At 42.0% G+C, this 26,126-nt stretch carries 22 protein-coding genes and 2 tRNA genes; 15 read left to right on the forward strand and 9 right to left on the reverse strand.

Features of this window, described 5'->3' with window-relative positions; genetic code table 11:
- Window positions 1-5: 5 nt before the first annotated feature.
- The 5 genes from VCA1004_RS07155 (at window position 6) to VCA1004_RS07175 (ending at window position 4,088) form a co-directional block, all read left to right on the forward strand.
- Window positions 6-701 (forward strand): electron transport complex subunit E, encoded by a 696-nt coding sequence (locus tag VCA1004_RS07155; protein ID WP_086984652.1) that lies wholly within the window; start codon window positions 6-8, stop codon window positions 699-701.
- 56 nt (window positions 702-757) lie between these two features.
- Window positions 758-1,399, forward strand: coding sequence for an endonuclease III (nth, locus tag VCA1004_RS07160; protein ID WP_086983695.1), 642 nt, complete (start codon window positions 758-760; stop codon window positions 1,397-1,399).
- A gap of 41 nt (window positions 1,400-1,440) precedes the next feature.
- Window positions 1,441-1,857 carry a lactoylglutathione lyase gene (gene gloA / locus VCA1004_RS07165; RefSeq protein ID WP_086983690.1) on the forward strand — a complete coding sequence of 139 codons (417 nt, stop codon included), beginning with the start codon at window positions 1,441-1,443 and terminating at the stop codon, window positions 1,855-1,857.
- Between the two features lie 217 nt (window positions 1,858-2,074).
- Window positions 2,075-2,722: a ribonuclease T gene (gene rnt / locus VCA1004_RS07170; protein ID WP_086983688.1), complete on the forward strand. Its 648-nt coding sequence runs from the start codon at window positions 2,075-2,077 to the stop codon at window positions 2,720-2,722.
- 46 nt (window positions 2,723-2,768) lie between these two features.
- Complete coding sequence (locus tag VCA1004_RS07175; protein WP_086983685.1) at window positions 2,769-4,088, forward strand: Na+/H+ antiporter family protein; 1,320 nt, start codon at window positions 2,769-2,771, stop codon at window positions 4,086-4,088.
- Window positions 4,089-4,178: 90 nt separating this feature from the next.
- Here the strand turns inward: VCA1004_RS07175 and VCA1004_RS07180 are convergent, their stop codons facing one another.
- Complete coding sequence (locus VCA1004_RS07180; protein WP_086983681.1) at window positions 4,179-4,796, reverse strand: DsbA family protein; 618 nt, start codon at window positions 4,794-4,796, stop codon at window positions 4,179-4,181.
- A 91-nt stretch (window positions 4,797-4,887) separates the two neighbouring features.
- Complete coding sequence (locus VCA1004_RS07185; RefSeq protein WP_086983677.1) at window positions 4,888-5,223, reverse strand: Grx4 family monothiol glutaredoxin; 336 nt, start codon at window positions 5,221-5,223, stop codon at window positions 4,888-4,890.
- Window positions 5,224-5,622: 399 nt separating this feature from the next.
- Between VCA1004_RS07185 and sodB the strand changes: the two genes are divergently transcribed.
- Together sodB and VCA1004_RS07195 are read left to right on the forward strand one after the other, a co-directional pair.
- Window positions 5,623-6,207: a superoxide dismutase [Fe] gene (sodB, locus tag VCA1004_RS07190; RefSeq protein ID WP_086983674.1), complete on the forward strand. Its 585-nt coding sequence runs from the start codon at window positions 5,623-5,625 to the stop codon at window positions 6,205-6,207.
- A gap of 277 nt (window positions 6,208-6,484) precedes the next feature.
- Entirely contained in the window at window positions 6,485-7,147 is a 663-nt protein-coding gene (locus VCA1004_RS07195; protein WP_164520840.1) for an SDR family oxidoreductase, read from the forward strand.
- Between the two features lie 80 nt (window positions 7,148-7,227).
- Here the strand turns inward: VCA1004_RS07195 and adhE are convergent, their stop codons facing one another.
- Window positions 7,228-9,894, reverse strand: a complete 2,667-nt coding sequence (adhE, locus tag VCA1004_RS07200) for a bifunctional acetaldehyde-CoA/alcohol dehydrogenase (RefSeq protein WP_086983668.1) — start codon at window positions 9,892-9,894, stop codon at window positions 7,228-7,230.
- A gap of 710 nt (window positions 9,895-10,604) precedes the next feature.
- Here adhE and VCA1004_RS07205 point away from each other — a divergent pair.
- Together VCA1004_RS07205 and VCA1004_RS07210 are read left to right on the forward strand one after the other, a co-directional pair.
- Window positions 10,605-11,243, forward strand: coding sequence for a YchE family NAAT transporter (locus VCA1004_RS07205; RefSeq protein ID WP_086983664.1), 639 nt, complete (start codon window positions 10,605-10,607; stop codon window positions 11,241-11,243).
- A gap of 31 nt (window positions 11,244-11,274) precedes the next feature.
- Window positions 11,275-12,138, forward strand: coding sequence for an ion transporter (locus tag VCA1004_RS07210; protein ID WP_086983660.1), 864 nt, complete (start codon window positions 11,275-11,277; stop codon window positions 12,136-12,138).
- 223 nt (window positions 12,139-12,361) lie between these two features.
- Here the strand turns inward: VCA1004_RS07210 and asd are convergent, their stop codons facing one another.
- Both asd and yejK read right to left on the reverse strand, forming a co-directional pair.
- Entirely contained in the window at window positions 12,362-13,480 is a 1,119-nt protein-coding gene (gene asd, locus VCA1004_RS07215) for an aspartate-semialdehyde dehydrogenase (protein ID WP_086983657.1), read from the reverse strand.
- A 150-nt stretch (window positions 13,481-13,630) separates the two neighbouring features.
- A complete protein-coding gene (yejK, locus tag VCA1004_RS07220) occupies window positions 13,631-14,632 on the reverse strand; it encodes a nucleoid-associated protein YejK (protein WP_086983655.1) in 1,002 nt (333 codons plus the stop codon).
- A 184-nt stretch (window positions 14,633-14,816) separates the two neighbouring features.
- Here yejK and VCA1004_RS07225 point away from each other — a divergent pair, with 184 nt between their 5' ends.
- The 5 genes from VCA1004_RS07225 (at window position 14,817) to pncA (ending at window position 18,302) form a co-directional block, all read left to right on the forward strand.
- Window positions 14,817-15,032, forward strand: coding sequence for a YejL family protein (locus VCA1004_RS07225; RefSeq protein WP_086983652.1), 216 nt, complete (start codon window positions 14,817-14,819; stop codon window positions 15,030-15,032).
- Window positions 15,033-15,072: 40 nt separating this feature from the next.
- Window positions 15,073-16,890 (forward strand): DUF3413 domain-containing protein, encoded by a 1,818-nt coding sequence (locus tag VCA1004_RS07230; RefSeq protein ID WP_086983649.1) that lies wholly within the window; start codon window positions 15,073-15,075, stop codon window positions 16,888-16,890.
- 75 nt (window positions 16,891-16,965) lie between these two features.
- Window positions 16,966-17,042, forward strand: a tRNA-Pro gene (locus VCA1004_RS07235).
- A 378-nt stretch (window positions 17,043-17,420) separates the two neighbouring features.
- Window positions 17,421-17,511, forward strand: a tRNA-Ser gene (locus VCA1004_RS07240).
- A gap of 119 nt (window positions 17,512-17,630) precedes the next feature.
- Window positions 17,631-18,302 (forward strand): bifunctional nicotinamidase/pyrazinamidase, encoded by a 672-nt coding sequence (gene pncA / locus VCA1004_RS07245; protein ID WP_086983646.1) that lies wholly within the window; start codon window positions 17,631-17,633, stop codon window positions 18,300-18,302.
- 112 nt (window positions 18,303-18,414) lie between these two features.
- Here pncA and VCA1004_RS07250 read toward each other — a convergent pair whose 3' ends face one another.
- Window positions 18,415-19,398, reverse strand: coding sequence for a glycosyl transferase family protein (locus VCA1004_RS07250; RefSeq protein WP_086983643.1), 984 nt, complete (start codon window positions 19,396-19,398; stop codon window positions 18,415-18,417).
- A 440-nt stretch (window positions 19,399-19,838) separates the two neighbouring features.
- Here VCA1004_RS07250 and VCA1004_RS07255 point away from each other — a divergent pair, with 440 nt between their 5' ends.
- A complete protein-coding gene (locus tag VCA1004_RS07255) occupies window positions 19,839-21,062 on the forward strand; it encodes an alpha/beta hydrolase (protein WP_086983641.1) in 1,224 nt (407 codons plus the stop codon).
- A gap of 38 nt (window positions 21,063-21,100) precedes the next feature.
- Here VCA1004_RS07255 and VCA1004_RS07260 read toward each other — a convergent pair whose 3' ends face one another.
- The 3 genes from VCA1004_RS07260 to VCA1004_RS07270 all read right to left on the reverse strand — a co-directional run bounded on the left by VCA1004_RS07260 (window position 21,101) and on the right by VCA1004_RS07270 (window position 25,879).
- Complete coding sequence (locus VCA1004_RS07260) at window positions 21,101-23,059, reverse strand: DNA topoisomerase III (protein ID WP_086984651.1); 1,959 nt, start codon at window positions 23,057-23,059, stop codon at window positions 21,101-21,103.
- Between the two features lie 101 nt (window positions 23,060-23,160).
- Window positions 23,161-23,709 carry an NAD(P)H nitroreductase gene (locus tag VCA1004_RS07265; RefSeq protein ID WP_086983638.1) on the reverse strand — a complete coding sequence of 183 codons (549 nt, stop codon included), beginning with the start codon at window positions 23,707-23,709 and terminating at the stop codon, window positions 23,161-23,163.
- Window positions 23,710-23,875: 166 nt separating this feature from the next.
- Window positions 23,876-25,879 carry an NADPH-dependent 2,4-dienoyl-CoA reductase gene (locus tag VCA1004_RS07270; RefSeq protein WP_086983635.1) on the reverse strand — a complete coding sequence of 668 codons (2,004 nt, stop codon included), beginning with the start codon at window positions 25,877-25,879 and terminating at the stop codon, window positions 23,876-23,878.
- Between the last annotated feature and the right edge of the window lie 247 nt (window positions 25,880-26,126).

The following is a 26,126-nucleotide window of genomic DNA, read 5'->3' on the forward strand; positions in this document are numbered from 1 at the left end:
AAGGGATGGATCCTGAGCATAAACAGCTCATGAAAAATGGCTTATGGGACAACAACCCAGCTTTAGTGCAATTGCTAGGTTTATGCCCTTTGCTGGCCGTCTCATCGACCGTGACAAACGCTTTAGGCCTTGGTATTGCAACCATGATGGTATTGATATCAACCAACACGATTATCTCGCTGGTACGTCACTATGTCCCGAATGAAGTGCGTATCCCCATTTTTGTGATGATCATTGCCTCTGTTGTTACTTGTGTGCAATTGTTGATGAGTGCTTACGCTTACGGACTGTATCTTTCATTAGGTATCTTTATCCCGTTGATCGTGACCAACTGTGTCATCATTGGTCGCGCCGAAGCCTACGCTTCCAAAAATACGGCGGCCAAAGCTGCACTCGATGGATTTTGGATGGGATTAGGTATGCTCGCTGTGCTGACTTTATTAGGCGGATTACGTGAAATCGTTGGTCAAGGAACCCTATTCGATGGCGCTGATTTGCTGCTAGGTGATTGGGCAGCGTCTTTGCGAATTGAAGTCTTTCACATTGACAGCAGCTTCTTACTTGCCTTACTACCACCAGGAGCCTTTATTGGGGTGGGTTTCTTAATTGCTTTAAAACAAATTATTGATAAACAGTTTGAAAAGCGTAAACCCAAAGCACAAAAACCCACTATTGAACGTGCTCGTGTCACCAATGCATGAGCCAGCTAATGAACATGGATACATCATTAATTGAATCGGGTTATAACGGGTAAATAATGAATAACGAAAAACGTCGATTGATCCTTGAAAGGTTACGTGAAAATAATCCAAACCCGCAAACAGAGCTTAATTGGTCGACGCCTTTTGAGCTCTTAATTGCGGTGTTATTATCCGCACAAGCCACCGATGTCAGTGTCAATAAAGCCACCGACAAGCTCTACCCTGTTGCCAATACTCCTGAAGCAATTTTGGCATTAGGGGTTGATGGGCTAAAACAATACATCAAGACTATTGGTTTATTTAATTCCAAAGCCGAAAACACCATCAAAACTTGCAAGATCTTGATTGAAAAGCATCAAAGTCAAGTGCCAGAAGATCGTGCGGCCTTAGAAGCCTTACCTGGCGTTGGACGAAAAACCGCGAATGTGGTCTTAAATACCGCTTTTGGCTGGCCAACCATCGCCGTGGATACGCATATTTATCGTGTTAGCAATCGCACCAAATTCGCCATGGGTAAAACGGTCGATGATGTTGAAGCCAAATTACTCAAAGTGGTCCCAAAAGAATTCAAACTCGATGTGCATCATTGGTTAATTTTACATGGCCGCTACACTTGCATTGCTCGTAAGCCCCGTTGCGGTAGCTGCATTATCGAAGATTTATGCGAATTTAAAGACAAGGTTTATCCTGAAGAATAACACCGCTTCAGACTACTTATTATCATTATTAGGAGCACATAATGTCGAATGGAAGAATTTTACATACTATGGTTCGAGTAGGCGATTTAGATCGTTCTATCGAGTTTTATACCAAAGTTCTAGGCATGCAGTTACTGCGTAAAAATGAAAATACCGAATATCAATACACCTTAGCTTTCGTTGGTTACGGTGATGAATCTCAAGGTGCGGTAATCGAATTAACCTATAACTGGGGTACTTCTGAATACGATCTTGGTACAGGTTATGGTCACATTGCACTTGGTTTTGATGATATCTACGCAGCATGTGATGCGATCAAAGCCGCCGGCGGTACAGTGACTCGTGAACCGGGCCCAGTAAAAGGCGGCACCACCCACATCGCGTTCGTAAAAGATCCTGATGGCTATATGATTGAGTTAATTCAACGTGATCAAATGTCCGCTGGTTTAGAAGGCTAATCTTAGTTCTAACTCAAATAAAAAGAACCCAAATCCATGGGTTCTTTTTCTTATCGATATTTCACTCTTTGTAAATTTTCCACCTTTTGCAGAATCCATAAAAAATCATTTATATTAAATAAAATGTCATGTTTTCCTACCTACTGGTAACATTTATGAGTGAAGTTCAATTTCTAATCTGCAATAATACGCCTCACATTCACGGATATGAAAACACATGACCGACATAAATGAAGCTTTGACCCTAAAACACCGCTTTCGTGGCTATTTCCCTGTTGTTATCGATGTAGAGACCGCGGGTTTTAATGCTCAAACCGATGCGTTACTTGAAATCTGTGCCGTTACTTTGGCTATGGATGACAAGGGCGATTTGTACCCTGCCTCGACAATTCAATTTAACGTGGAGCCTTTTGAGGGAGCAAATTTAGAGAAAGAAGCTCTTGAATTTACCGGAATTCGTGATCCTTATAGCCCACTAAGAGGGGCCGTGAGTGAGGCAGAAGCATTAAAAGAAATTTTCAAATTAGTACGTAAAGAGCAAAAAGCGGCAGATTGCAGTCGCGCCATCATGGTCGCTCATAATGCTAATTTTGATCTCAGCTTTGTTATGGCGGCCGCTGAACGCAGCAAATTAAAGCGCATTCCTTTTCATCCTTTTGCCACTTTTGATACCGCCGCGCTAAGTGGCTTAGCTTATGGGCAAACGGTATTAGCGAAAGCCTGCCGTGCAGCCGGGTTCGAATTTGATAATCAAGCCGCCCATTCTGCTCTCTATGATACCCAAATCACCGCTAAGCTGTTTTGCAATATTGTCAATAAGTGGAAAGCACTTGGTGGCTGGCCTGTGGTTTCAGAAGAAGAATAAATACAATACCAACACACAACATTTACTATATTAAAAGAGTACTACAATGAATCCTGTCGTTATATCCGTTTGCTTGATGCTGGCTTTGTCAGTATTCCGAGTCAACGTCGTTATTGCTTTAACTTTAAGCGCCATAACCGGTGGCTTACTAGCACACATGTCACTTAATGATACCATTGCCGCCTTTCAAGCCGGTTTAGGTGATGGTGCTGAAATTGCATTAAGCTATGCTTTACTTGGTGCATTTGCCGTTGCACTGTCACAAACAGGCATTACCGATCTTCTTTCCAATGCAGTGATAAAACGTGTCCACGGCAAAGAAAATCAAAGCGCTTCAAATGCTTTAAAGTACGCGATTTTTGGCGCTCTCTTTATCATGGCTATTTTTTCACAAAACGTCATTCCCGTGCATATTGCGTTCATTCCTATCATTGTTCCGCCGCTACTTTCAGCATTTAATAAAATGAATATCGACCGCCGCATGGTCGCTTGTATTCTTACCTTTGGTCTTGTAACGCCATACATGACGCTGCCCATTGGTTTTGGTGGCATCTTCTTAAATGATATTTTGTTACCCGCACTACAAAGCAATGGCTTAACCACCGCCACCGCTTCACAAATTCCTGTGGCAATGTTTATTCCAGCTTGTGGGATGATTTTTGGTTTATTAGTCAGCGTGTTATTTACTTACCGCAAACCTCGCACTTATACTCCAGAGCAAAATACTGAGCAAAGTGTTCAACAACAAGGTATTGATAAGAAAGCCGTGATCGTTGCTGTGATCAGTATTATTGCGACTTTATCGGCTCAGCTTTATTCTGGCTCTATGATTGTCGGTGCGCTAGTCGGTTTCATTATTTTATCTTTCGGTAAACCATTCCAAACTAGCCAAGATAACTTTACTCGTGGCGTCCAAATGATGGCGATGATTGGCTTCATTATGATTTCAGCCAATGGATTTGCGAGTGTCATGAAAGCTACCGGCGGTGTTGAAACACTGGTTGCCTTCTTACAAGAAAGCATGAGTGGTCATAAAGCCATTGCCGCATTCATGATGTTGATTGTTGGTTTGTTGATCACCATGGGTATTGGTTCATCCTTCTCTACCATTCCTATCATCGCGACCATTTATGTTCCGCTGGCAATTTCATTTGGTTTCTCTCCGGCAGCCACTATTGCGCTTGTCGGCACTGCCGCTGCATTAGGAGATGCCGGTTCGCCCGCCTCAGACTCAACCTTAGGCCCAACTTCTGGTTTGAATGCCGATGGTCAGCATGATCACATTAAAGATTCGGTGATCCCAACCTTCTTACATTACAACATTCCGCTTGTGATCTTTGGTTGGATTGCAGCGATGGTACTGTAATATCAATCGTACTCATTATCGGATCATCTAATTCGTACAATTGGTATAAAAGTAAATCATAAAAAAACCGCATGTCTATGCGGTTTTCTTTTATAGTGTATTCAAGATGGCTTGAATGTGATTTAACGTCGTGACTTCAGACAAATAATCCAGTTCCAGTAAATGATACTGCTCACCAGCCTGTAATACTAATGTTGGAAATGAAGCGATGCCAAGAGCCTGACATTGTGCCCTTTGGCGAGCAAACTCTTGTTCTACCCTCTCACTTTTCCTGTCTATTAAAAATTGTTCAACATCCAGTCCTAACTCTTTGGCTAATAGCGTATGAGTTGCTTCCGTATGCGGTGTCATTGCCCTTAAATAATACGCTTGCTGAATCGCTTCATTCATCGCTTCACCTTGCTGCTGCATTTGAGCGGCGATCACCGCGCGACAAGCCGGATACGTAGTACGCACTGGACTTGCTTGACGCCAAAACTCATGATTAAACCGAGTCCCTAATTTAGCTTCAATTTGTCGCCAGATCTGTTGTAGGTTCTGCTGCATAGCCACTGACATCGGTTCAGTATTATCTGGCGCAAGTCCTCCTAATAACGGCGTAACAGTAACTTGACTTGGTAACGCGGCTTTTAATTTATCCCATGTTGGCTTATATCCCCAGCACCAGCTGCACATGGGATCATGGATGTAATATAAAATGGCTTTCATCACTCTTCCTTAAATGACTAAACAATATTGTGTCTATAAAAAAAGAGCCTAGTGCGGCTCTTTTTTATCGTATTAAATCAATTGAAGTCTGTTACTCTTCGTCAGCAGGTACACGAGAAGCAGCTTCTTTGATAAGCGTTTGCAGCTCACCTTTTTGGAACATTTCAATAATAATGTCACAACCACCAACTAACTCGCCTTCAACCCAAAGCTGTGGGAAGGTTGGCCATTGCGCATATTTTGGCAACTCTGCACGAATATCAGGGTTTTGTAGAATATCTACATAAGCAAACTTCTCACCACAAGACATCAGTGCTTGCGCCGCTTGAGAAGAAAAACCACAGCTAGGCAATTTTGGTGAGCCTTTCATGTATAGCAAAATGGCATTTTCAGAAATTTGTTGTTTAATTTTATCGATAGTTTCCATTACTTCCTCTCTCGGATATCGGTATCGCTGTTCTTATTGGGCCCCATTCTACTTGTAACTCGCCAAGAATAAAAAGCCAATCTTTGTAAGGTTATTCGATTTGTTTCCTTTCTGCACAATTTTTATAGCGAAAACCACACAAATAAGTGATGAGTAAGAACTTTTTGTTTACAACCTCTTTTAATAAAGTAAAAACTTGCTAAACTGATCACAGTCGATAACGGCTCAAGCTGATGAAGGCAATTTACGCTGACATAAATTTCAGTTTTTTGAACTGAGTGTTAAGGTTTTATCGTCATTAAAATGGCATCATCAGTTAGTATGATAACAATCGGAAGCTGTTTTTCCTTACGGTAAAAACACAAGAAAGTCCCTTTCTAACACATGGAGATTTGAGCAATGGCATTTGAATTACCAGCCCTGCCTTACGCAAAAGATGCACTAGAACCACACATCTCAGCAGAAACTTTAGATTACCACCACGGTAAGCACCACAACACTTACGTTGTAAAACTAAATGGCCTAATTCCAGGTACTGAGTTTGAAGGTAAGTCACTTGAAGACATCATCAAAACTTCAACCGGTGGCATCTTCAACAATGCGGCACAAATCTGGAACCACACTTTCTACTGGCACTGCCTAGCACCAAATGCAGGTGGCGAACCAACAGGTGCAGTTGCAGAAGCGATCAAACAACAGTTTGGTTCTTTTGAAGACTTCAAAGCAAAATTTACTGATGCAGCAATCAATAACTTCGGCTCTTCTTGGACTTGGCTTATCAAGAAAGCTGATGGCTCTTTAGATATTGTGAATACGTCTAACGCAGCAACGCCTCTCACTGAAGAAGGTGTGACTCCACTACTAACTGTAGATCTATGGGAACACGCTTACTACATCGATTACCGTAACGTACGTCCAGATTACATGAATGGTTTCTGGTCTTTAGTTAACTGGTCATTCGTTGAAGAAAACCTAATCAAATAATCCATTGATTAGATAATATCGTCATAAAAGACTGGTTATCGCCAGTCTTTTTTATTCTTGCCATTTTTTATTTTAATATCACATAATTTCCTTTCAATATTGGCAAATTAATTCAATAAGTTGCATTGTTTCATTTTACTTCTTTGAGATTATTCACAGGAACTTTGTCTATTTTATGACCATTATTACCTTCTAAGGCTCTCACTATAGTATGAAGTCCAGAGGTTTGAAGTGATGGGAGTATTAGATACTTTTTTTGATACCAATGAGGTTCCGCATGAACATAAATAATTCAGTCGTAGTGATCACATCCGCAGGCTCTCATTTAGGTCAAAACTTAGCACAACATTTTCTTTCCCTTAATGCCAACGTCATTTTAGTCGATAACAATCAAACGGCGCTAAACCAAGCACTGCAACATTGTCAGGCATATGCTTCTCATGTCTTCCCATATCATCTTGATGATGAAAGCTTTGAAAGTGTCCAACCTTTATTTTCCTCTATTAATCAACATTTTGATAAAGGTATCGACGTGCTAATAAACCTATACCCTAGCCTACCTTGCCCTTCTTTATTCAAAGATGAAACCATTGATAGCTACAGTTATCAATTTTCCAAGCTTGCCGCCACGATGTTGTGTTTTAGTAAGTTGGCAGCCAAACAAATGCTAACCAATCAAAAACGTGGGGTTATCGTCAATTTATCTAGTCAAACTCAAGACGCTTTTGTTCAGTCATCTTCTTTGATTGCTGAGTTTACTCAAAATTGGGCGCAGGAATTAATGCCTTTTAATATTCGAGTCGCTGGCATTTTACCTCCTCGCTCAGGCCATCATTCTAGGCAGCGTAGTTGGGCAAAAAGAAATGAGGAGTTGATCCGCAATACCGAGTATATCGTACAAAATGATTACTTCAGTGGGCGAGTGCTTGATTCTTATTAAGGTTATGCCTCAGATCATCAATAATAAAAAAGCCCTACTTACATAATAAGTAGGGCTTTCATTATTTGGTCAGACTAAGATTATTTTTTCTTAGCGACTTTTTTAGGTTCTTCTGTTTTCTTAATCACAGTCGTACCTTCAAACGTTTCACCTTCAATGTAGGCTTTACCGTAGAAAGAAGCGATAAGGACTTCTTTAAGCTCTTTAATTAGAGGGTAACGTGGGTTTGCACCAGTACATTGGTCATCAAACGCATCAACCGCTAATTCATCGACTTTCGCAAAGAAATCAGCTTCGTTAACACCGGCTTCTTGAATTGACATTGGAATATCCAAGTCTTTCTTCACGTCATCCAACCAAGCTAATAGACGCTCAATTTTCTGTGCAGTACGGTCACCTGCTTGGCTTAAGCCTAGGTGATCGGCAACTTCAGCATAACGACGACGTGCTTGTGGGCGGTCGTATTGAGAGAATGCCGTTTGTTTAGTTGGGTTATCGTTCGCGTTGAAACGGATAACGTTCGAGATCATCAATGCGTTCGCTAGACCGTGTGGAATGTGGAACTCAGCACCCAGTTTGTGAGCAATTGAGTGACACACACCTAGGAAGGCGTTTGCAAATGACATACCTGCGATTGTCGCCGCATTATGTACTTTTTCACGAGCGATTGGGTCAGCCGCACCATTTTGGTAGCTTGATGGTAGGTATTCTTTCAGCATCTTAAGAGCTTGCAGAGCGTGACCATCTGAGTATTCGTTGGCAAGTACTGAAACATAAGCTTCTAGTGCGTGAGTGATTGCATCGTAACCACCAAACGCTGTTAGAGACTTCGGCATGTTCATCACAAGGTTCGCATCAACGATCGCCATGTTTGGTGTTAACTCGTAATCCGCTAGTGGGTACTTCGCACCAGTACGGTCATCAGTTACCACAGCGAATGGTGTAACTTCAGAACCTGTACCAGAAGTCGTCGTTACACAGACTAGTTCAGCTTTTGCGCCCATTTTAGGGAACTTGTAGATACGTTTACGGATATCCATAAAGCGCATTGATAGTTCTTCAAAGTGCGTTTCTGGGTGCTCGTACATAACCCACATGATTTTCGCTGCATCCATTGGTGAACCACCGCCTAGCGCAATGATCACGTCTGGTTGATAGCTTTGCATTTGTGCTGCACCTTTTTCAACAACAGATAGCGTTGGATCCGCTTCTACGTCAAAGAACGTTTGCACTTCCATACCTTGCGCTTTCAGTAGGCTTACGATTTCATCAGCATAACCGTTGTTGAATAAGAAACGGTCAGTGACTAGGAATGCGCGTTTTTTACCTTCTAAATCAGTCAATGCAACGGGTAGGCTGCCACGACGGAAGTAGATTGATTTTGGAAGTTTATGCCACAACATATTCTCAGCTCGCTTAGCAACAGTTTTCTTGTTGATTAGGTGTTTTGGACCTACGTTTTCAGAGATAGAGTTACCACCCCATGAACCACAACCTAGTGTTAGCGATGGTGCAACGTTGAAGTTGTATAAATCACCGATACCACCGTGAGTCGTTGGGATATTGATAAGAATACGAGCTGTTTTTAATTTGTCGCCAAAGTATTTAATACGTTCAGCATTGGTGTCTTGGTTTGTATAAAGACCAGAGGTATGACCGATACCGCCGATTTCAACCATAGTCACGGCTTGCTCTACTGCATTTTCGAAAGAAGACGCGCGGAACATGCCTAGAGTTGGAGACAGTTTCTCATGAGCGAACTCGTCGTCATGGCTGACTACGCCACCTTCACCGATTAACACTTTAGTGTCAGCTGGCACTTTAACGCCCGCTAATTCAGCAATTTTAACTGCTGGTTGACCTACGATGTCAGCATTTAGGTTGCCGTTGATAAGTAGTACTTTACGTACTTTATCCGCTTCCGCTTTAGATAGAACGTAACCTTTATGAGAAGCAAAACGCTCTTTTACTTCTTCGTATACTTCGTCCATTACGATAACAGCTTGCTCAGATGCACATACTACGCCGTTGTCGAATGTTTTTGACATAAGAACAGAAGCAACCGCACGTTTGATGTCAGCTGTTTCATCGATAACCACAGGAACGTTACCTGCACCTACACCGATAGCTGGTTTACCTGAAGAGTAAGCCGCTTTAACCATGCCTGGACCACCAGTTGCAAGGATAAGGTTGATACCATCGTGCTTCATCAGTGCGTTAGACAATTCAACTGAAGGTTGGTCAATCCAGCCAATGATGTCTTTTGGAGCGCCCGCAGCCACAGCTGCTTCAAGAACTAATTTTGCCGCATCATTAGTTGAATTTTTTGCACGTGGGTGTGGTGAGAAGATAATGCCGTTACGAGTTTTTAGAGAGATAAGAGATTTGAAGATTGCTGTTGACGTTGGGTTAGTAGTTGGGACGATACCACAAATAATGCCGACTGGCTCTGCGATAGTAATCGTGTCAGTGCCTTCTTCAAGGATGCCACACGTTTTTTCATCGCGGTATTTGTTGTAGATAAATTCAGATGCAAAGTGGTTTTTGATTACTTTGTCTTCAATAATACCCATGCCAGATTCGGCTACCGCTTGCTGCGCTAGAGGAATACGTGCTTGGTTAGCAGCTAAAGACGCGGCACGGAAGATTTTATCAACTTGCTCTTGAGAATAAGTAGCAAACTCTTTCTGTGCTGCTTGAACGCGTGCGACTAAAGCATCTAGCTCAGCTAAGTTAGTTACAGGCATAATGAATCTCCTAAGATTAAAAATTAAAAACTATTTATTAAGGCTATACGGCTTGATTTTTGCACCAAATTTAACGCTAAACTCGCCTTAGTAAATCGCTTTCGAAACTGAGTATATTCCTTCAAATATTCTGGAATATTGATATAGATCAGTTCTTGCAATCTAAATACCCCCAAAGCGGTAGTTACTGTTAAAATAAAATTATAAATAACTGATATTTAAAGGTTTTTATTTATTTCACAATGTGAAAAATATTTAACCTACCGTTAGCATACACCATAATTAAGCACAATTTTTGTAAGTTTATTACTATAAAACCATTGCAAAAAAGCACAATCTTATCGTGCTACAACGAGTATACGTAATCTAAATAGAAAGGTAATACTTTAGCGGTATTTTTTTCACTATATTAATGATTTTAAAGACTTAGCTCGAAATTCACATCTAACCTGTTGTAAAACGCTGAATCAACACTGATATCAAAATGCCCTGTATTGGCTAAAATATCACCACCAGTGTTTTTCTACCTCACATGTTCTCACTCGTCCGTGACGTCAACATGACGAAATATAAAGCATGAGATGAAATTTGATTTCTCTCTCAGCCCCATTAAGTAAAAATAAATTTTTTCATCATTAAATTTAAGCTCGAAAGATTCACACCCCCTATGTATACTCCCCCCTCTTCTGTTCAATATCCGAGATAACACTATGACCTCCATCGAATTTGCCATTTATTTACAATTTTTCCTCGGGCTAGTCGCTGCAGTAAATCCCATAGGTATTATGCCGGTGTTTGTGTCATTAACTGGCCACATGTCACCAGAAGAAAAAAATAAAACGGCGACTACAGCCAATATTGCGGTGGCGATTATCTTAATTGCTTCATTACTTTGCGGACAATTACTACTGGATATGTTCAGTGTGTCTCTCGATTCGTTCCGAATTGCTGGTGGGTTGCTATTAATCAGTATCGCTTTTTCCATGATGAGCGGTAAACTTGGTGAAGATAAACAAAACAAACAAGAACGCACCGAATACATTAGCCGAGAACAAATCGGTGTGGTGCCGCTTGCAATGCCTTTAATGGCTGGCCCGGGCGCAATCAGTTCAACCATTGTATATGGCTCTCGATACCCAACCCTACTTGAAACCGTTGGCATCATCATTACGATTATGGTTTTTTGCTTTTGTTCTTGGCTTTTATATCGTTCCGCTCCTTTTATCGTGCGCTTTTTAAGACAAACGGGCATTAACGTGATTACTCGTATCATGGGTCTTATTCTTGCAGCCTTAGGCGTTGAATTTATTGTGACAGGTGTACGAAACTTAGTTCAGGGCTTAATGTAATAACTGGGACGATAACTTAGGAAGGACCCTGATGAATCAAGAATCATTAAAACATCGACTCTATGTCATCATATTTGGCACTCACACCGCAGCGGGCCGCCGTTTTGATATCTTATTAATCCTTGCTATTTTTAGTTCATTAACGGTACTGATCCTTGATTCAGTACCGTATTTTGCTACGAGCTGGCAACGAGAATTTGATTTCCTTGAATACTTTTTTACCGCACTGTTCACTCTCGAATATATATTGCGCTTATATTGCTCACCTAAACCCAGTGCCTATGCCAAAAGCTTTTATGGTGTGATTGATTTACTCGCGATCTTACCAACTTATTTGGCTTTCTTTTTCCCATCAGCCAGTTTTATTGGCATCATCCGCTTATTACGCGTCATGCGCATTTTCCGTATCTTAAAGTTGGTACGCTTTTTACAAGACTCTAATTTACTGGTTCGTACGCTCGCGATGTCACAACGAAAGATTTTAATATTTTTCAGTGCGGTTGCGATCTTAGTGACTATTTTTGGCGCACTGATGTTTGTCATTGAAGGACCAGAAAATGGCTTTACCAGTATTCCTAGAGGAATTTATTGGGCCATTATTACCATTACAACGGTAGGATATGGGGATGTCGTACCACAAACTCCACTCGGTCAAGGTGTGGCAGCATTAACGATGTTACTCGGTTATTCCATTTTAGCCGTCCCCACCGGGATCATCACGGCAGAGCTCAATCAAGAAATGAAAGCCCATCGCACATTAGTGTTATGCCCTAATTGCACCAAGCCTGGTCATGAAACTGATGCTCTATTCTGTAAACATTGTGGCAGTGAATTAGCCGATCCCGATAAGCGAGTGGTCCCGGTCAAAGACCCTGATACCAATCACACTAATTAGATGGCCACAGAATTAACCTTAGTTACGAATTAATCTCCATTGTGAATAACGACTACGATTGATATTCATCGCTCGCTCCATCTAACTTTATGCGTTATTACCCATAAAAAAGTCCGCGTTAGATTCAACGCGGACTTTCAGTTTTTAAAAGGTACTGGCGAGTCATTAAAAGTAAGCCACTTTTTACACTCCGCCTCTTTTATTTATTTGTAATTAGTCGCAATTAACGGTTTTGCAAAATAATACGTAATGTACGACGAAGTGGCTCTGCCGCTCCCCATAACAATTGGTCACCCACTGTAAAGGCATTTAGGAACGTATCCCCCATCGCCATTTTACGTAAACGACCAACCGGAACAGACAAAGTACCCGTCACCTTAGCAGGAGAAAGCTCTTGCATCGTAATATCACGCTCATTAGGGATCACTTTGACCCAATCGTTATGGCTTGCAATGATGTCTTCGATTTCATCCATTGGCACATTTTGCTTCAATTTAATGGTGAGTGCCTGAGAGTGACAACGCATGGCACCAATACGCACACAAGTGCCATCAATCGGTACGATGGCATTTCCATCTAAACCTAAAATCTTGTTCGTTTCGACGGTGCCTTTCCACTCTTCTTTACTTTGACCATTGTCACGTTTGACATCAATCCATGGAATCAACGAGCCCGCTAAAGGCGCACCAAACTCGCTAGTCGGATAGTCACTAGAACGAATCGTCTCTGCCACTTTGCGGTCGATATCCAAAATAGAGCTCGCCGGATCAGCCATTTCTGCGCTTACCGATTGATTAATCACACCCATTTGTGAGATCAATTCACGCATATTTTTCGCACCAGCACCTGAAGCAGCTTGATACGTCATCGCGCTCATCCATTCAATCATGCCTTTTTCGTATAGACCACCGAGGCCCATCAACATCAAGCTGACCGTACAGTTACCACCGACAAAAGTGTTAGTACCAGAGTGGAGACCTTGTTGAATTTGCGTTAGGTTGACAGGATCAAGGGTGATGATGGCATCGTCTTGCATACGTAATGTCGACGCTGCATCAATCCAATATCCTTTCCATCCCGCTTGGCGCAATGCTGGATACACTTTTTCAGTGTAAGAACCACCTTGGCAAGTAATAATGGCATCAAGTTGCTTGAGGCTTTCAATATCAAACGCATCTTGTAATAAGCCGGCTTCTTTTTGACCAAAAACCGGGGCAGGAATGCCCACTTGAGATGTACTGTAAAATACCGGTTCAATGAGGTCGAAATCCTTCTCTTCCACCATGCGTTGCATCAGTACTGAACCCACCATGCCACGCCATCCGACTAAACCTACTCTCATTATTTCATCCTCTCCATGATTAATTTTAATGTTATAAAGGCCGCCCAGTTAGACAGCCAAAATTTTATACGTTACCTGTACTATCTCATTGCTGCTGATATTCTTCAAATCCGATTTCAAGATTTTAATGATCAGAGATTACTGACAAACTTAAGAATGGCGAGTCAGTTGATCTTTTAAATTCGGCGGAATACCTTTAATGGTTAATGTATCCGTTTCTGGATCATAAAACACACGCTCGCCCAGTAGCATACTGTCAAAGTTGATGGATAAACCACCACCCGCACCCACATATTTTGCTAACTTACGAATCGTCGAACGATCAACCGGAAAGCTGTCTTCTAATTCATAGCCTTGCTTTTGAGTGAAATCTTGAAAATTATCATGATGCCCAGCGCCTGCTAGCTCACCTGATAATTCTTTAATTGTGACTTCATCGCCCGCTTTAAGCTGTTCATTACAAAAATCATGCACTTGTTTACGGCAGGCTACTGTTTCTTCTTTATTGAGTTGCGCATCGGCACAGTAATCGTCTACCGCTTGCATCAAAACTTGGTTTTGCTTTTTGGTGTCTAAGCCCACTTCAGCTTGCAAAAAGTCCAAGAAAAAATCAGCCACTTTACGCCCCACACGACCTTTGATGTAGCTTAAATAACGATTAGAATCTGGGTCCGTTTCATAGCGAGATAAATCGATACGCACGGCAATATCCATTTTATTGATATCAAGGTAATCTGTACCGCTAATATCAAGATCATCGTTTACTTTTAAACTTTGATTAGAAGGCAACAATGCAATAAATAGGTAATCTGTCGCTAATGATTGGTATTCGGCGAGCACTAATACGCCTTCATCGGCAAAAGGGTATTTGGCTAATTCTGACTTCAAACGCTCAGCCGATTGCTGAGAAAAGTCATAAAACTTTAATTCACCTTGGCGTAACTGCTTCATCCACGCTTGGAATTCACTGTCTTCTTTGTAGATACCAAACCCTTTACCCGCTTTCGCACTAAAGGTTCGATGCAGCTCAGCAACTAATTGCTCAGTCACACCATCATTGGGTAAAGCTGAATCGCGTAAGCTAACAACTAGCTCATTTTGGTCATTTTTTGTCAATTTATGCAGTATGACGTTGGAAATATTTAAGCTCATGGTAAATTAGTTTCAGTTGATGTTTCAGTTGTGAGGAAGACTAGGTTATCATAAGCCGCTTTATATACCCAAGTAGCTTAGCACTCTTAACTAAGAGGCTCTGAAAGCAGAGAAAAAATCTCAACACAGACTTGCTACTCAGTACTATCATTAACCGAAATCTAGGAAAATATTCAAGACCGTTATGCCTATTAATTCAAAATACAGCGACCAAAAGATCGAACAAATTCTGGCAGAAATTGCTGCCGTGTTAAAAAAGCATGATGCAAATCCTGATCTGAGCTTAATGATAGCTGGTAATATAGCCACTAACATCTTGAACTCAAATGTGCCAAAATCTCAACGTAAACTCATTGCGGATAAATTTTCTCAAGCTCTTTTATCATCAATCGATGACTAAAATGTATTCTTAAACTAATTGAGTTAGAACGAAATCATACATGGTAGATAGCGGAAATTCTTACGGAGAGCGAGTCTCTCGACTAGTCAGTTGGGGGCATTGGTTCGCCTTCTTCAATATTATTATAGCCATGCTTATTGGGACGAGCTTTATTACCCAATCACCATGGCCAGAGACGATTCTAGGTCAAGCTTACTTACTCATTTCTTGGGTAGGTCACTTTAGTTTCTTAGTTTTCGGTCTCTATATCTTGATATTGTTTCCGCTAACTTTCATTATCCCTTCGCGGAAATTGTTACGCTTATTCAGTGTCTGTTTTGCCACGATTTGCTTAACCTTATTGATTCTTGATAGCCAAGCTTACGAACGATTGCATTTGCACCTAAATCCCGTCGTTTGGGAGCTGTTATTAAGCAAAGAAAAAACCGCCTTTAATGCTGAGTGGCAATACTTATTTGCTGCTGTGCCGGTGATTTTCTTATTGCAAATCGCCATTTCAGAGTGGATCTGGAAAAAGCAACGTAAATTGTCTCGCAAGCAGATTGGTAAACCCGCTACCATCATTTTCTTTTTGTGCTTTATTAGTAGCCACCTAATTTACATTTGGGCGGATGCTTTTTTCTATAGCCCAATTACTAACCAAAGAGCGAACTTCCCACTGTCTTATCCAATGACGGCGAAATCCTTCATGGAGAAACACGGGCTTTTAGATAAAGATGAATATCTAGAACGTTTGGAAAAAAATGGTAAATCGAGTGAAGTAGTCAATTACCCTCTTGAACCACTTAAATTTGAGGGTCGAGGCAAAAAGTACAATGTCCTGATTGTCATGATTGATAATTTACGTAGCGACATGCTCACTCAAGCTACGATGCCGACAACGTTTGATTTTGCTAAAAATAATCAAAACTTCGTCAATCACTATAGTGCCAGTAACAATATCTATGGTGTCTTCGGGCTATTTTATGGGCTACCTAGCAACTATGCCGCGAGCATCAAAACCCAAGATACTCCACCGTTATTTATCTCAACTATGAATAACCGTGATTACTCGATGTCGGCTTTCAGCGGCGATCAGTTTAATAATGCCAAATTTTATGATGAGATTTTTGCGCCAATTGATATTACCAAATTAAGCAATCGCCAAACCGAGAACGATCAAGAAACTATTTCTGAATGGCAACAATGGCTCAGTGCAAGTACTAATAAGCCTTGGTTTAGTTACATTGAATTATCTGAAGTGGATAAATTTGAAGATAACCCGACCATTTTGCCTCAATTTGATACGGGCTCGAAAAAAGCGAGTGATAAATTATTAGCCCAATATCAATCTGCGGCATTCACTGCTGACCAAAAGGTTGCTCAGATCTTAAATGAATTAGAAATAAAAGAACTGTATGACAACACCATTGTCATCGTGACCTCAAATCACGGTACTGAGTTTAATGAAACGAAAAGTAACAGCTGGGGTTCAAACACCAACTTTAGCCGCTACCAATTACAAGTGCCAATGGTCATTCACTGGCCAGGAAAAGCACCAGAGTTATTTCAACATAAAACCAGTCATTTAGATTTATCGGCCACACTGATGCAGGATTTATTTCAGTCCTCTTCCAACCCTTATGACTTTGGTAGTGGGAAAAACTTATTTAATAGTACTCCTCGCCCATGGATATTGGCTGGAGACAGCGATGATATTGCACTCATTACCGACGATACTACAACGGTTGTCGATAAATTTGGCAACTATAAAGTCTACGATCAAAACTACAAACGCAGTGAAGATATCAAACCTAAGTTATCCATTGTGTTGCAAGGTTTATCAGAGCTTAAACGTTTTTATCGTCAAAGTGATTAGTTTTTAGTCGAACGATATCACTCACTTCTGAATGATATTGACGACATTTATAATGATGATTTACATTAGCGAAATCGGTATGTAGCGCAGCTTGGTAGCGCACTGTCATGGGGTGTCAGGGGTCGGAGGTTCAAATCCTCTCATACCGACCATTTATTTAAAGGCGTTGTGAGTTCACAGCGCCTTTTTGCTTTTTAGGCTCGCTGAAATTATTGTAAGCGCAGCTTGGTAGCATCGTCACCCACTGCGCATGAGGTGCCAATATCGAGGTTCAAATCCTCTCATACCGACCATTTATTTAAAGGCGTTGTGAGTTCACAGCGCCTTTTTGCTTTTTAGGCTCGCTGAAATTATCGTGAGCGCAGCTTGGTAGCGTCGTCACCCACCGCGTATGAGGTGCCAACATCGAGGTTCAAATCCTCTTTTGGGTAAAAAGACGACTTTTATGGTTCAACCGCTTAAAATTCATTCAAACTATTGAAATTAAGGGTTTACAAATTTTTTAGCTCTATATATTATTTACCGCGTCTGGAGGGATGGCTGAGTGGTCGAAAGCACCGGTCTTGAAAACCGGCAGTCGTTAATAGCGGCTCTAGGGTTCAAATCCCTATCCCTCCACCACTTTTAAAAGCCCGCTAATTTTAGCGGGCTTTGTCGTATCTGGAATATACAAATTATTCGCAAATGGTATAGTTTGATTTTTTAAGACATTTGATATTTTAAGACAAAGGATAAGTCTGATGAACACGGGGAATCATACCGCTCAACTGTCATTATCGAGCAAAAGTGCACTCATTATTGTGGATATGCAAAACAGCTTTGTTGAAGGCGATGATCCAAACGTACATAGTTTAGCAGTCCAAGGTGGCAGAGAATTAATTCCAGCGATCAATGCTTTACAAGCCAAGTTTGATTTAATTGTCGCAACGCAAGATTGGCATCCACAAAACCATGGAAGCTTTGCCAGTCAATACCCAGATAAACAGCCCTTTGATATCACTACTTTAAGCGGTGTCGAACAAATTCTGTGGCCAGATCATTGCGTGCAAAATACCCAGGGTGCTGAATTTGTCCCTCACATAGACACGACGCGCATTCAACATATTACCCAAAAGGGAACTGACCCTTTGGTAGACAGCTACAGTGGCTTTAAAGACAATAACAGCCATGCCTATACTGACTTGAATGATTATTTAAAATCGCACTCAGTAAGTGATATTTATGTGGTGGGTTTGGCGGCAGATTTTTGTGTAAAGTTTACCGCTATCGATGGCGCGGAGCTGGGGTATACCACCTATTTTGTCAAAGATCTCACCAAGGCGGTCAACCCTAGTGAAAGCAATCTTAAGCAGCTTTATGGCGAATTAACTCAACATGGAGTTCAGGTAATTCATTCCGAACAAATATTCTAATTTCGCTTGATTGATCTAACCAAAAGCCGCTTCACTGGCGGCTTTTCACTTCTTGGCTTAACAAGTTTGCCTTACAAGGTGTCACTCGTTATTCACACTTCTCATTTATACATTACGAATGATCTCGGCAATATTGCTCCCAGAAACCACAAGCTTGCTCATGAGCTAAATCTTCATTTTGGTGAGCTGCAAATAAAATAGCCGCCATGCTGGAAATGACAATACTGGCAATATGAGCGCCTTGTTGTGAAGCCGCAAAAGCAGAAAAAGAATCTGGAAATGACCTATGTTCTTTGAGCATTTCAGGCCAATAATAAGAGGTCACGCCATCTTGATTACTCAACCAAACGGTTTGGCTCACTTTGGGGTTATATTCTGATTCTCCATTTTGACCTTTATAAGAAATTACCGATAAACTTTTTCGATCAATGACTTGGTCAACCTCTGCATGCAATTGCTGAAAACCGGGATGAAAGCTCCCACGAACCCCTAACTTGGCGGCTCCAGGATTAAGCGCGCGCACAACCGTATTGATTGGTGTACGAAGACCATAGCGAGCTTTCCATCCCATCATCGTCTGTGCTATCGGAGCAAAAGCCTGCAATGGTAAATAAGCAATATGGTGACGCTCTAATAATTGTTTAGCCTGCTCCGGCGTGTCAGCAAGGGGAATCTCTAGTTGCTCCAAATGATCTTCAATGTGCACCCGGCCATTATTGGCTTCTTTATAGCCATGCAATAACACCTTGTAACCATTAAGAGATAAAATCTTTGCCGCCAATCCATGCCAAGGAAATGATAAAGCCTCATCACCCGCTCGCTTACCCGCATAACAAGGCCAATCTATATCTGCCCCAATAGTTGGCACACGAGATTGGAAAGCTTTCACAAAACCGGCTATTTCTTGCTGAGTTTCATTTTGCACTCGGATCAACATTAGTAACATCGCCATTTGATCATCACCAATTTCGCCATTGTGTGTTTCTTGGCTCGTCAAATAGGCATCCATCACAGCAAATGCTTGCGCTTCAGTTAGCGGCTTCCTTCCTCTTTCTCCCCGCCCAACTGTACGAATACACTCTAAAATAATGCTCATGTTTATCCTTAATTTTCCTAAAAACTCTGCGCTACTTTACCTTAAAGTAAGCCAATATGGTGTTTTTTCCCAAGAGAAAACCAGCTTTATTGACGATTTAAATAACTACCAATTTGCAACCCGCTATTAACATAATGATGACCAAGTTAAAATTTATGTAAATCCGGCAATGTATATATTGTGCGCAATAATTAACTGAGTAATATCATTGTTGTGAATGCTAGGCTTTATTCATTCACGCCTATTCAAAATTGATATTAGCCATCGATATTTACCCACATTTTTAAGTGCTTGTATTGGAGTTGAGTCGGCAGACTGAAGCTAACATTTATGGACGAATGGATCATTCAATTGACTTGGTCGTGGTTAAAACCGCTTTATTATCACGCCCCCTTTCAACTGATTGATTACTTTTAATCTCATCTCCAGAGAATAGCTTTATGAAATCATTGACCTTGTTTCATTTCAGAACCATCCACCGCCCGTGGCTAAAAATTGCTTTATTGGTGTTATCTTGTCTTTCTCTTAATTCTTATGCCGCTTTGGATTCTAATCCTACCGAGACCGCATCTGGGGTTTTGGTTGCTCAGGAGCCCTTAGCCTCTTCATTGGGATTAAGTGAAGCGGCACTACAATATCAGATCCATTACACCTCAGTCAGTGGTGTTGATGGTCAAACTAAAAGAGAAGATACCGCTGCGGTGTTTATCCCTAAAAGTGCCGCGCCTAAAGAAGGCTGGCCTGTTGTGATTTGGGCGCATGGCACGATTGGCGTTGCCTCACAATGTGCTCCTTCACTCAACCCACGCACTCCTCGTGATGTACAATATCTTAATACTTGGTTATCGCTGGGCTTTGCGGTGGTTGCCCCTGACTATCCAGGTTTAGGGTCTTCCGGTTTACATCATTATCTCAATGCTCGTGCTGAGGCTTGGAGTGTGTTAGATGGTGCCCGTGCAGCTCTTAGTCAATTTCCGCTGAATAATAAAATGATCATTGTCGGCCAATCTCAAGGCGCACATGCGGCCTTTTCTGCAGCGGGTTATCAGCCTGAATACGCACCGGAACTCAATATTGTCGCAACTGTATTAACGGGGACACCTTATTTCAAACCGGGAATGTCGGCTGCGCAAGTATTTAATAGTACTCATAAAATAGAAGGTGGCGATCCAAAGCTGCCTTATGCAATGTACATCTATCTTTCGGCAGCCGATCAAGATAAAACACTCAAACCTGAAGACTATTTCCAACCATTGGCGGCACAAAATATCCAATATGCTCGTCAATTATGCATTGGTGATTTAACGGCTTTAGTGATGGAAAAAGGACTGAATGCGAGTAATAGCTTACTCCCTAATATTGAGACCCTATTAGAATCAGAGCTTGAAAAAATGGCGTATCCCACTTTGAAAATCAATCATCCGGTTTTCATCGGCATTGGCCTCAATGATGTCAATGTACCAACAGTGATGCAGCAAATCTTTGCTAAAACGGCCTCTAATTCAGGTACGCAAACGCTAATTCGTACCTATCCTCAAATGAGTCATTCTGAAACAGTGAATGTGTCTTTGCGCGATTCCGTACCTTTTGTTTTACATGCTCTGCAGGCCAGTAATACACCACCAGAGCACGCCACAAGAACCGACTCAATAGCACAACCTTAAAATGAGAATAAACCGTAGGGACACCAGTGAGTGTGTCCCTATTTTTTTCTCACTTTTTTACGTTTCCACTTTTTGTTGCCGTCTACTTTAGGTAGATGACGTAGAGCCTCAGGGACACCACCGCTTTGCACCTGCTCGATCAAACCGGAGATTTGTTGCTCAAGAGTACTCATAAATGGGCTATAGCTTTGTTTCTTTTCCGCCATCGCTTGTAATTGGTGCTCCCAATGAGCGGTCATATCAGGATACGTCGATTCTTCTGGCAGCGCATGGATCAGCCCTCTACCTGCCTCACTGCCTTTTATAAAACGGCCATCACGGAGCAGCAATTGTCTTTTAAACAGCGTATCTAAAATGCCGGCACGTGTCGCTTCTGTTCCTAAGCCGTCTGTCTCTCTTAAGATTTTTTTCAAGTTTTTATCGGCAACAAAGCGCGCTATCCCCGTCATCGCCTGCAATAAGGTGGATTCAGTAAAGTGGCGTGGTGGCTCGGTTTTATGATCTTTGATTTGTCCTTCTCGACACAGCAAACTTTCTCCGATCGCCAATGCTGGAACCGGATCCAAATCATCTTCATCAACCACGGTCGCTTTGTTGTTTAGCGTTTTACTGTTGTTTGTCGTTTTACTATTGCTTAACGTTTTCCAGCCTAAGCTGACCAATACTCGCGCTTTGGCAATAAAACATCCCCCAGCAATATCAAATTCTAATTTCGATTCGGCATATACCGCAGCAGGATAGAACTGCATCAAATATTGGCGAGCAATCAGCTGATAAATTTTCATTTCCTGACCAGATAATCCATTGGCGGCCATTTTTTTAGGTGTCGGAATGATCGCATGATGCGCATCGACTTTAGCATCATTCCACGCTTTGGATTTCAACGATAAATCCGCCTCAGCCACCGCTTTTTGTAAGTGAGCCTCATTATTAGCAATGGCTTCCGTCACACTCTTGGCTTGAGCGAAATGTTCTTTGGGTAAATAACGGCTATCGGAGCGCGGATAAGTGATCAGTTTATGTTTTTCATACAAGGACTGACACACATTCAGCACATCTTGCGCACTCATTTGGAAACGACGCGCAGCATCAATTTGTAACGCAGATAAGGAATAAGGTAATGGTGGAGATTGCTTGGTTTGCTTTTGTTCTGAGTCTTTCACAATAGCAGGCTGGCCTTGAATACGGCGGGCAACATTCTCCACCAACTTACGGTTAAGCACGCGCCCTTCTTCATCTTGCCAAGGCTTAATCGCTTCACTTGGTTTCCATTTGGCGCGAATATCAAAAGCGTCATTACCCTGTTGATAGGGAATCAAAGCATGTAGCGTAAAATAATCTCGTGGGACAAAGTTTTCGATCTCTTCATCACGTCTAACCACTAAGCCCAAAACCGGTGTTTGCACTCGCCCTACCGACAACACTCCCTGATAACCGGCTTGCTGACCCAATAAAGTATAAGCGCGAGACATGTTCATGCCATACAACCAATCGGCACGCGAACGCGCCAAAGCCGAGACGGAAAGCGGAATAAACTCTTGATTCGACCGCATGTGGGTCAACGCACGTTTGACTGCCGGTAAATTTAAATCATTGACCAATAAACGTTGTGTCGCTTGCTTCTGCGCCTTGGTCGCTTTGAGGTAATCAATGACTTCATCCACCAGCAATTGGCCCTCCCGATCTGGGTCTCCGGCATTGATTAAATCTGGCTTTTGTTTCAATAACTGCTTGATCACGGAAAGCTGTTTTTTAGCCGCAGCCCGTGGTCTAAGTTGCCATTGCTGCGGCAAGATAGGCAAATCGGCCATATTCCATTTTTTATAGCGCGGGTCATAAGCGTCAGGTTCTACCTGTTCGAGTAAATGTCCGATGCACCAAGTCACCACATCGCCATTAGCACAGCGGATATAACCTTGTTCATTTTTATGGGGTTTTGGCAGCGCAGCCGCGATGGCTCGCCCTAGACTTGGTTTTTCAGCAATAAATAAACGCACAGCAATCTCAAATAGCAGTTCAAATAACAAAAAGAAAAGGCAACATCTCTATGTTACCTTTTAAAATCATTTAACCTGTTAATTTATACAGTTATTTTTTGCTAAAGAAAAGACACATAATCACTGATTTTTCTTTCTGGTACTTTCATTGGCGAACACCCTGGCGTACCAAGGTATAAAAAGCCAACGATTTGATCTTGTTCGGCAAGACCAAAAGCTTGGTGAACTTCTTGGTGGAACATCCATTCACCGGAGCGCCAAAAGCCCTGAAATCCTTGAGCAACCGCAGCCATTTGCATTGCTTGAGCGGCGCATCCTGCAGATAAATATTGCTCTAGCGCTGGGACTTTTTCATGGGAGGTGACTTTGGCGATCACAGTGATCACCATCGGCGCACGAAACGGTGCTTTTTTTAATTTCTCAATTACGGCTTCATCACTTTGGTTAGCTTGTGCAGCATCAACCAATATATCAGCCAGTTTCTTTAACCCTTCACCTTGAGCAATCACGAAACGCCACGGAGTCAAACTGCCATGATCAGGCGCTCGCAAGCCAGCTTTAATAATATTCTCTAATACCTTACCTTCTGGTGCCGGTGCGACTAAATTGGCAAGAGAGCGGCGTTCTAATAACAAATCCAATGCTTGCATAACTATCCCTAACGCTTAAAAGACCAATGAGAATCATAATCAAATAAAATAATATTGACTATGACTCTCATTGAAATTTCAGAAAATTCATGTCGGTTATATTGAGATAATGACGACATTAACCTCGCGACTGTAAATAGATATTGTTATTAAATAAACCTCGCTCCTAAATAGACATCGCAACTTGGGTTCCTTGACGAATGGCACGTACCGCATCCAATTCACCCGCCACATCAGCACCGCCAATAATATGCAATTTATCTTTGATGCTGTCCCAGCGTTCTTCAAAAGGCCGTACTGACTCTTGCCCAGCACAAATGATGATGTTATCGACTTCTAATAACCTTTCTTGGTCATTCAGTTTAATGTGTAAACCTTGTTCACTGACTCGTTGATAACTGACGCCGCCGATTAAATGTACGCCTCGTTTTTTTAATGTCGCGCGATGTATCCATCCTGTGGTTTTACCCGGCCCTTTTCCCACCGAGCCCTTACGCCGTTGCATTAGCCAAACTTGTTTATCACTGGACATATCTGGCATTGGCATTAATCCACCCGCTTGTTGTAAATTTTGGTCAATTCCCCACTCTTCTAACCAATCATTAATATCGTGCGCCTCCGGCTCGGTGATCATACTGGCGACATCTACCCCAATACCGCCAGCACCAATAATGGCAACACTCTGACCTAATGCGCTTTTTTCACGGATCAAGGTTTGATAATCAATCACCTTGTCATTACCTTGTAGACCTTCCAGCTTCAACTGTCTTGGCTTCACTCCCGTTGCCATCACCACCTCATCGTATTGCGCTAACACATCAAAAGTGGCTTCAGTTTCTAACTTGAGATTCACTCCTGTTTGTTCAATACGATTAGCAAAATAACGAATAGTTTCGCGAAATTCCTCTTTGCCGGGTATTTGCATAGCCAAACGGAATTGCCCACCAATTCGATCGCTCTTTTCAAACAAATCAACCATGTGACCACGTTCAGCCGCAATGGTAGCGCATGCTAACCCCGCAGGACCTGCGCCAACCACCGCCACTTTTTTCTGCCTATCTGTAGGTTGAATGATCATTTCGGTTTCACTGCACGCTCTTGGGTTTACCAAACAACTGGCTTGCTTACCTTTAAAAACATTGTCTAAACACGCCTGGTTACAACCAATGCAGGTATTAATCAGTTTCGATTGTTGCTGCGCCGCTTTATTGACAAACTCAGGGTCGGCAAGAAAAGGACGCGCCATTGACACCATATCGGCATGCCCTTTTGCGAGAATATCTTCTGCAACTTCGGGAGTATTAATACGGTTACAAGTAATCACCGGAATAGATAAATGAGGCTTCACTTTTTCGGTAACCCAACTAAAAGCGGCACGAGGAACTTGTGTTGCAATGGTGGGAACCCTCGCCTCGTGCCAACCAATACCGGTATTAATTAACGTGACGCCGACTTGCTCAAGTGATTTTGCTAACTCAACAACTTCATCAAAAGTGCTGCCTTGCTCGACTAAATCCAGCATGGAGAGACGGAAAATGATAATAAACTCGGTGCCGACTTGTTGCCGGATAGACTTCACGATATTCAACGCAAAGCGGATGCGATTTTGATAGCTGCCCCCCCATTTATCACTGCGCTGATTGGTGCGTTGACAAATAAACTGATTAATCAAATACCCTTCAGAGCCCATGATTTCTACCCCATCGTAACCTGCCGATTGGGCTAACTTGGCGGTATTTGCAAAATCTTTCACTGTATTGAGTATTTGCCGCTCACTCATTTTACTCGGGGTAAATTTAGCAATAGGCGCACGCGTCGCACTGGCGCTTTGGGCAAACGGATGAAAAGCATAACGACCCGCATGTAAGATTTGTAGCGCGATTTTACCGCCATGTTTATGTACCGCTTGCGTGACTACTCGGTGCTTTTTAGCATGAGATGAGGTACTTAATTGGGCGCTAAAAGGCGTGAGACGTCCACGTAAATTAGGCGAAAAGCCACCAGTAACAATGAGCCCAACCCCACCTCTTGCTCTTTCTTCATAAAAGGCGGCTAATTTTTTGAGCTCACCACGTTCTTCTTCCAAGCCAGTGTGCATGGAACCCATCAAAACACGGTTGCGTAATTGGGTGAAACCTAAGTCGAGTGGCGCTAATAAATGTGGGTACATATCTTACCTTTTCGGCTAATAATTATTGTATATGGTCCGACCAGAATATAACTTGCCAATCAAGGACTCAAACATCTGTTTACATTTTTGCAACCTAGTTCCAATTTTCATATCGATATTTCGTTTACGCAGCATAAATAGAAAAAAGGGATGAAAAGCTTATATTTAACGCTGACAGATTTACCCTTCTGCCACAAGCTTATGTTACATTTGCTTAAATGCATTATGCTTCTCTTGCTACTCAATT

Source organism: Vibrio aphrogenes, from assembly GCF_002157735.2.
Taxonomy (GTDB): Bacteria; Pseudomonadota; Gammaproteobacteria; order Enterobacterales; family Vibrionaceae; genus Vibrio; species Vibrio aphrogenes.

What these genes read in the sequence shown, in the direction of transcription:
- VCA1004_RS07250 (WP_086983643.1), bottom strand. Translation starts at nt 19,398, where the DNA reads ATGAGCATTATTTTAGAGTGTATTCGTACAGTTGGGCGGGGAGAAAGA.
- VCA1004_RS07265 (WP_086983638.1), bottom strand. Translation starts at nt 23,709, where the DNA reads ATGCAAGCATTGGATTTGTTATTAGAACGCCGCTCTCTTGCCAATTTA.
- VCA1004_RS07195 (WP_164520840.1), top strand. Translation starts at nt 6,485, where the DNA reads ATGAACATAAATAATTCAGTCGTAGTGATCACATCCGCAGGCTCTCAT.
- VCA1004_RS07270 (WP_086983635.1), bottom strand. Translation starts at nt 25,879, where the DNA reads ATGTACCCACATTTATTAGCGCCACTCGACTTAGGTTTCACCCAATTA.
- VCA1004_RS07225 (WP_086983652.1), top strand. Translation starts at nt 14,817, where the DNA reads ATGCCTATTAATTCAAAATACAGCGACCAAAAGATCGAACAAATTCTG.
- VCA1004_RS07155 (WP_086984652.1), top strand. Translation starts at nt 6, where the DNA reads ATGGATCCTGAGCATAAACAGCTCATGAAAAATGGCTTATGGGACAAC.
- VCA1004_RS07230 (WP_086983649.1), top strand. Translation starts at nt 15,073, where the DNA reads ATGGTAGATAGCGGAAATTCTTACGGAGAGCGAGTCTCTCGACTAGTC.
- adhE (WP_086983668.1), bottom strand. Translation starts at nt 9,894, where the DNA reads ATGCCTGTAACTAACTTAGCTGAGCTAGATGCTTTAGTCGCACGCGTT.
- rnt (WP_086983688.1), top strand. Translation starts at nt 2,075, where the DNA reads ATGACCGACATAAATGAAGCTTTGACCCTAAAACACCGCTTTCGTGGC.
- VCA1004_RS07175 (WP_086983685.1), top strand. Translation starts at nt 2,769, where the DNA reads ATGAATCCTGTCGTTATATCCGTTTGCTTGATGCTGGCTTTGTCAGTA.
- VCA1004_RS07210 (WP_086983660.1), top strand. Translation starts at nt 11,275, where the DNA reads ATGAATCAAGAATCATTAAAACATCGACTCTATGTCATCATATTTGGC.
- sodB (WP_086983674.1), top strand. Translation starts at nt 5,623, where the DNA reads ATGGCATTTGAATTACCAGCCCTGCCTTACGCAAAAGATGCACTAGAA.
- VCA1004_RS07185 (WP_086983677.1), bottom strand. Translation starts at nt 5,223, where the DNA reads ATGGAAACTATCGATAAAATTAAACAACAAATTTCTGAAAATGCCATT.
- VCA1004_RS07205 (WP_086983664.1), top strand. Translation starts at nt 10,605, where the DNA reads ATGACCTCCATCGAATTTGCCATTTATTTACAATTTTTCCTCGGGCTA.
- pncA (WP_086983646.1), top strand. Translation starts at nt 17,631, where the DNA reads ATGAACACGGGGAATCATACCGCTCAACTGTCATTATCGAGCAAAAGT.
- asd (WP_086983657.1), bottom strand. Translation starts at nt 13,480, where the DNA reads ATGAGAGTAGGTTTAGTCGGATGGCGTGGCATGGTGGGTTCAGTACTG.
- nth (WP_086983695.1), top strand. Translation starts at nt 758, where the DNA reads ATGAATAACGAAAAACGTCGATTGATCCTTGAAAGGTTACGTGAAAAT.
- VCA1004_RS07255 (WP_086983641.1), top strand. Translation starts at nt 19,839, where the DNA reads ATGAAATCATTGACCTTGTTTCATTTCAGAACCATCCACCGCCCGTGG.
- VCA1004_RS07180 (WP_086983681.1), bottom strand. Translation starts at nt 4,796, where the DNA reads ATGAAAGCCATTTTATATTACATCCATGATCCCATGTGCAGCTGGTGC.
- gloA (WP_086983690.1), top strand. Translation starts at nt 1,441, where the DNA reads ATGTCGAATGGAAGAATTTTACATACTATGGTTCGAGTAGGCGATTTA.
- yejK (WP_086983655.1), bottom strand. Translation starts at nt 14,632, where the DNA reads ATGAGCTTAAATATTTCCAACGTCATACTGCATAAATTGACAAAAAAT.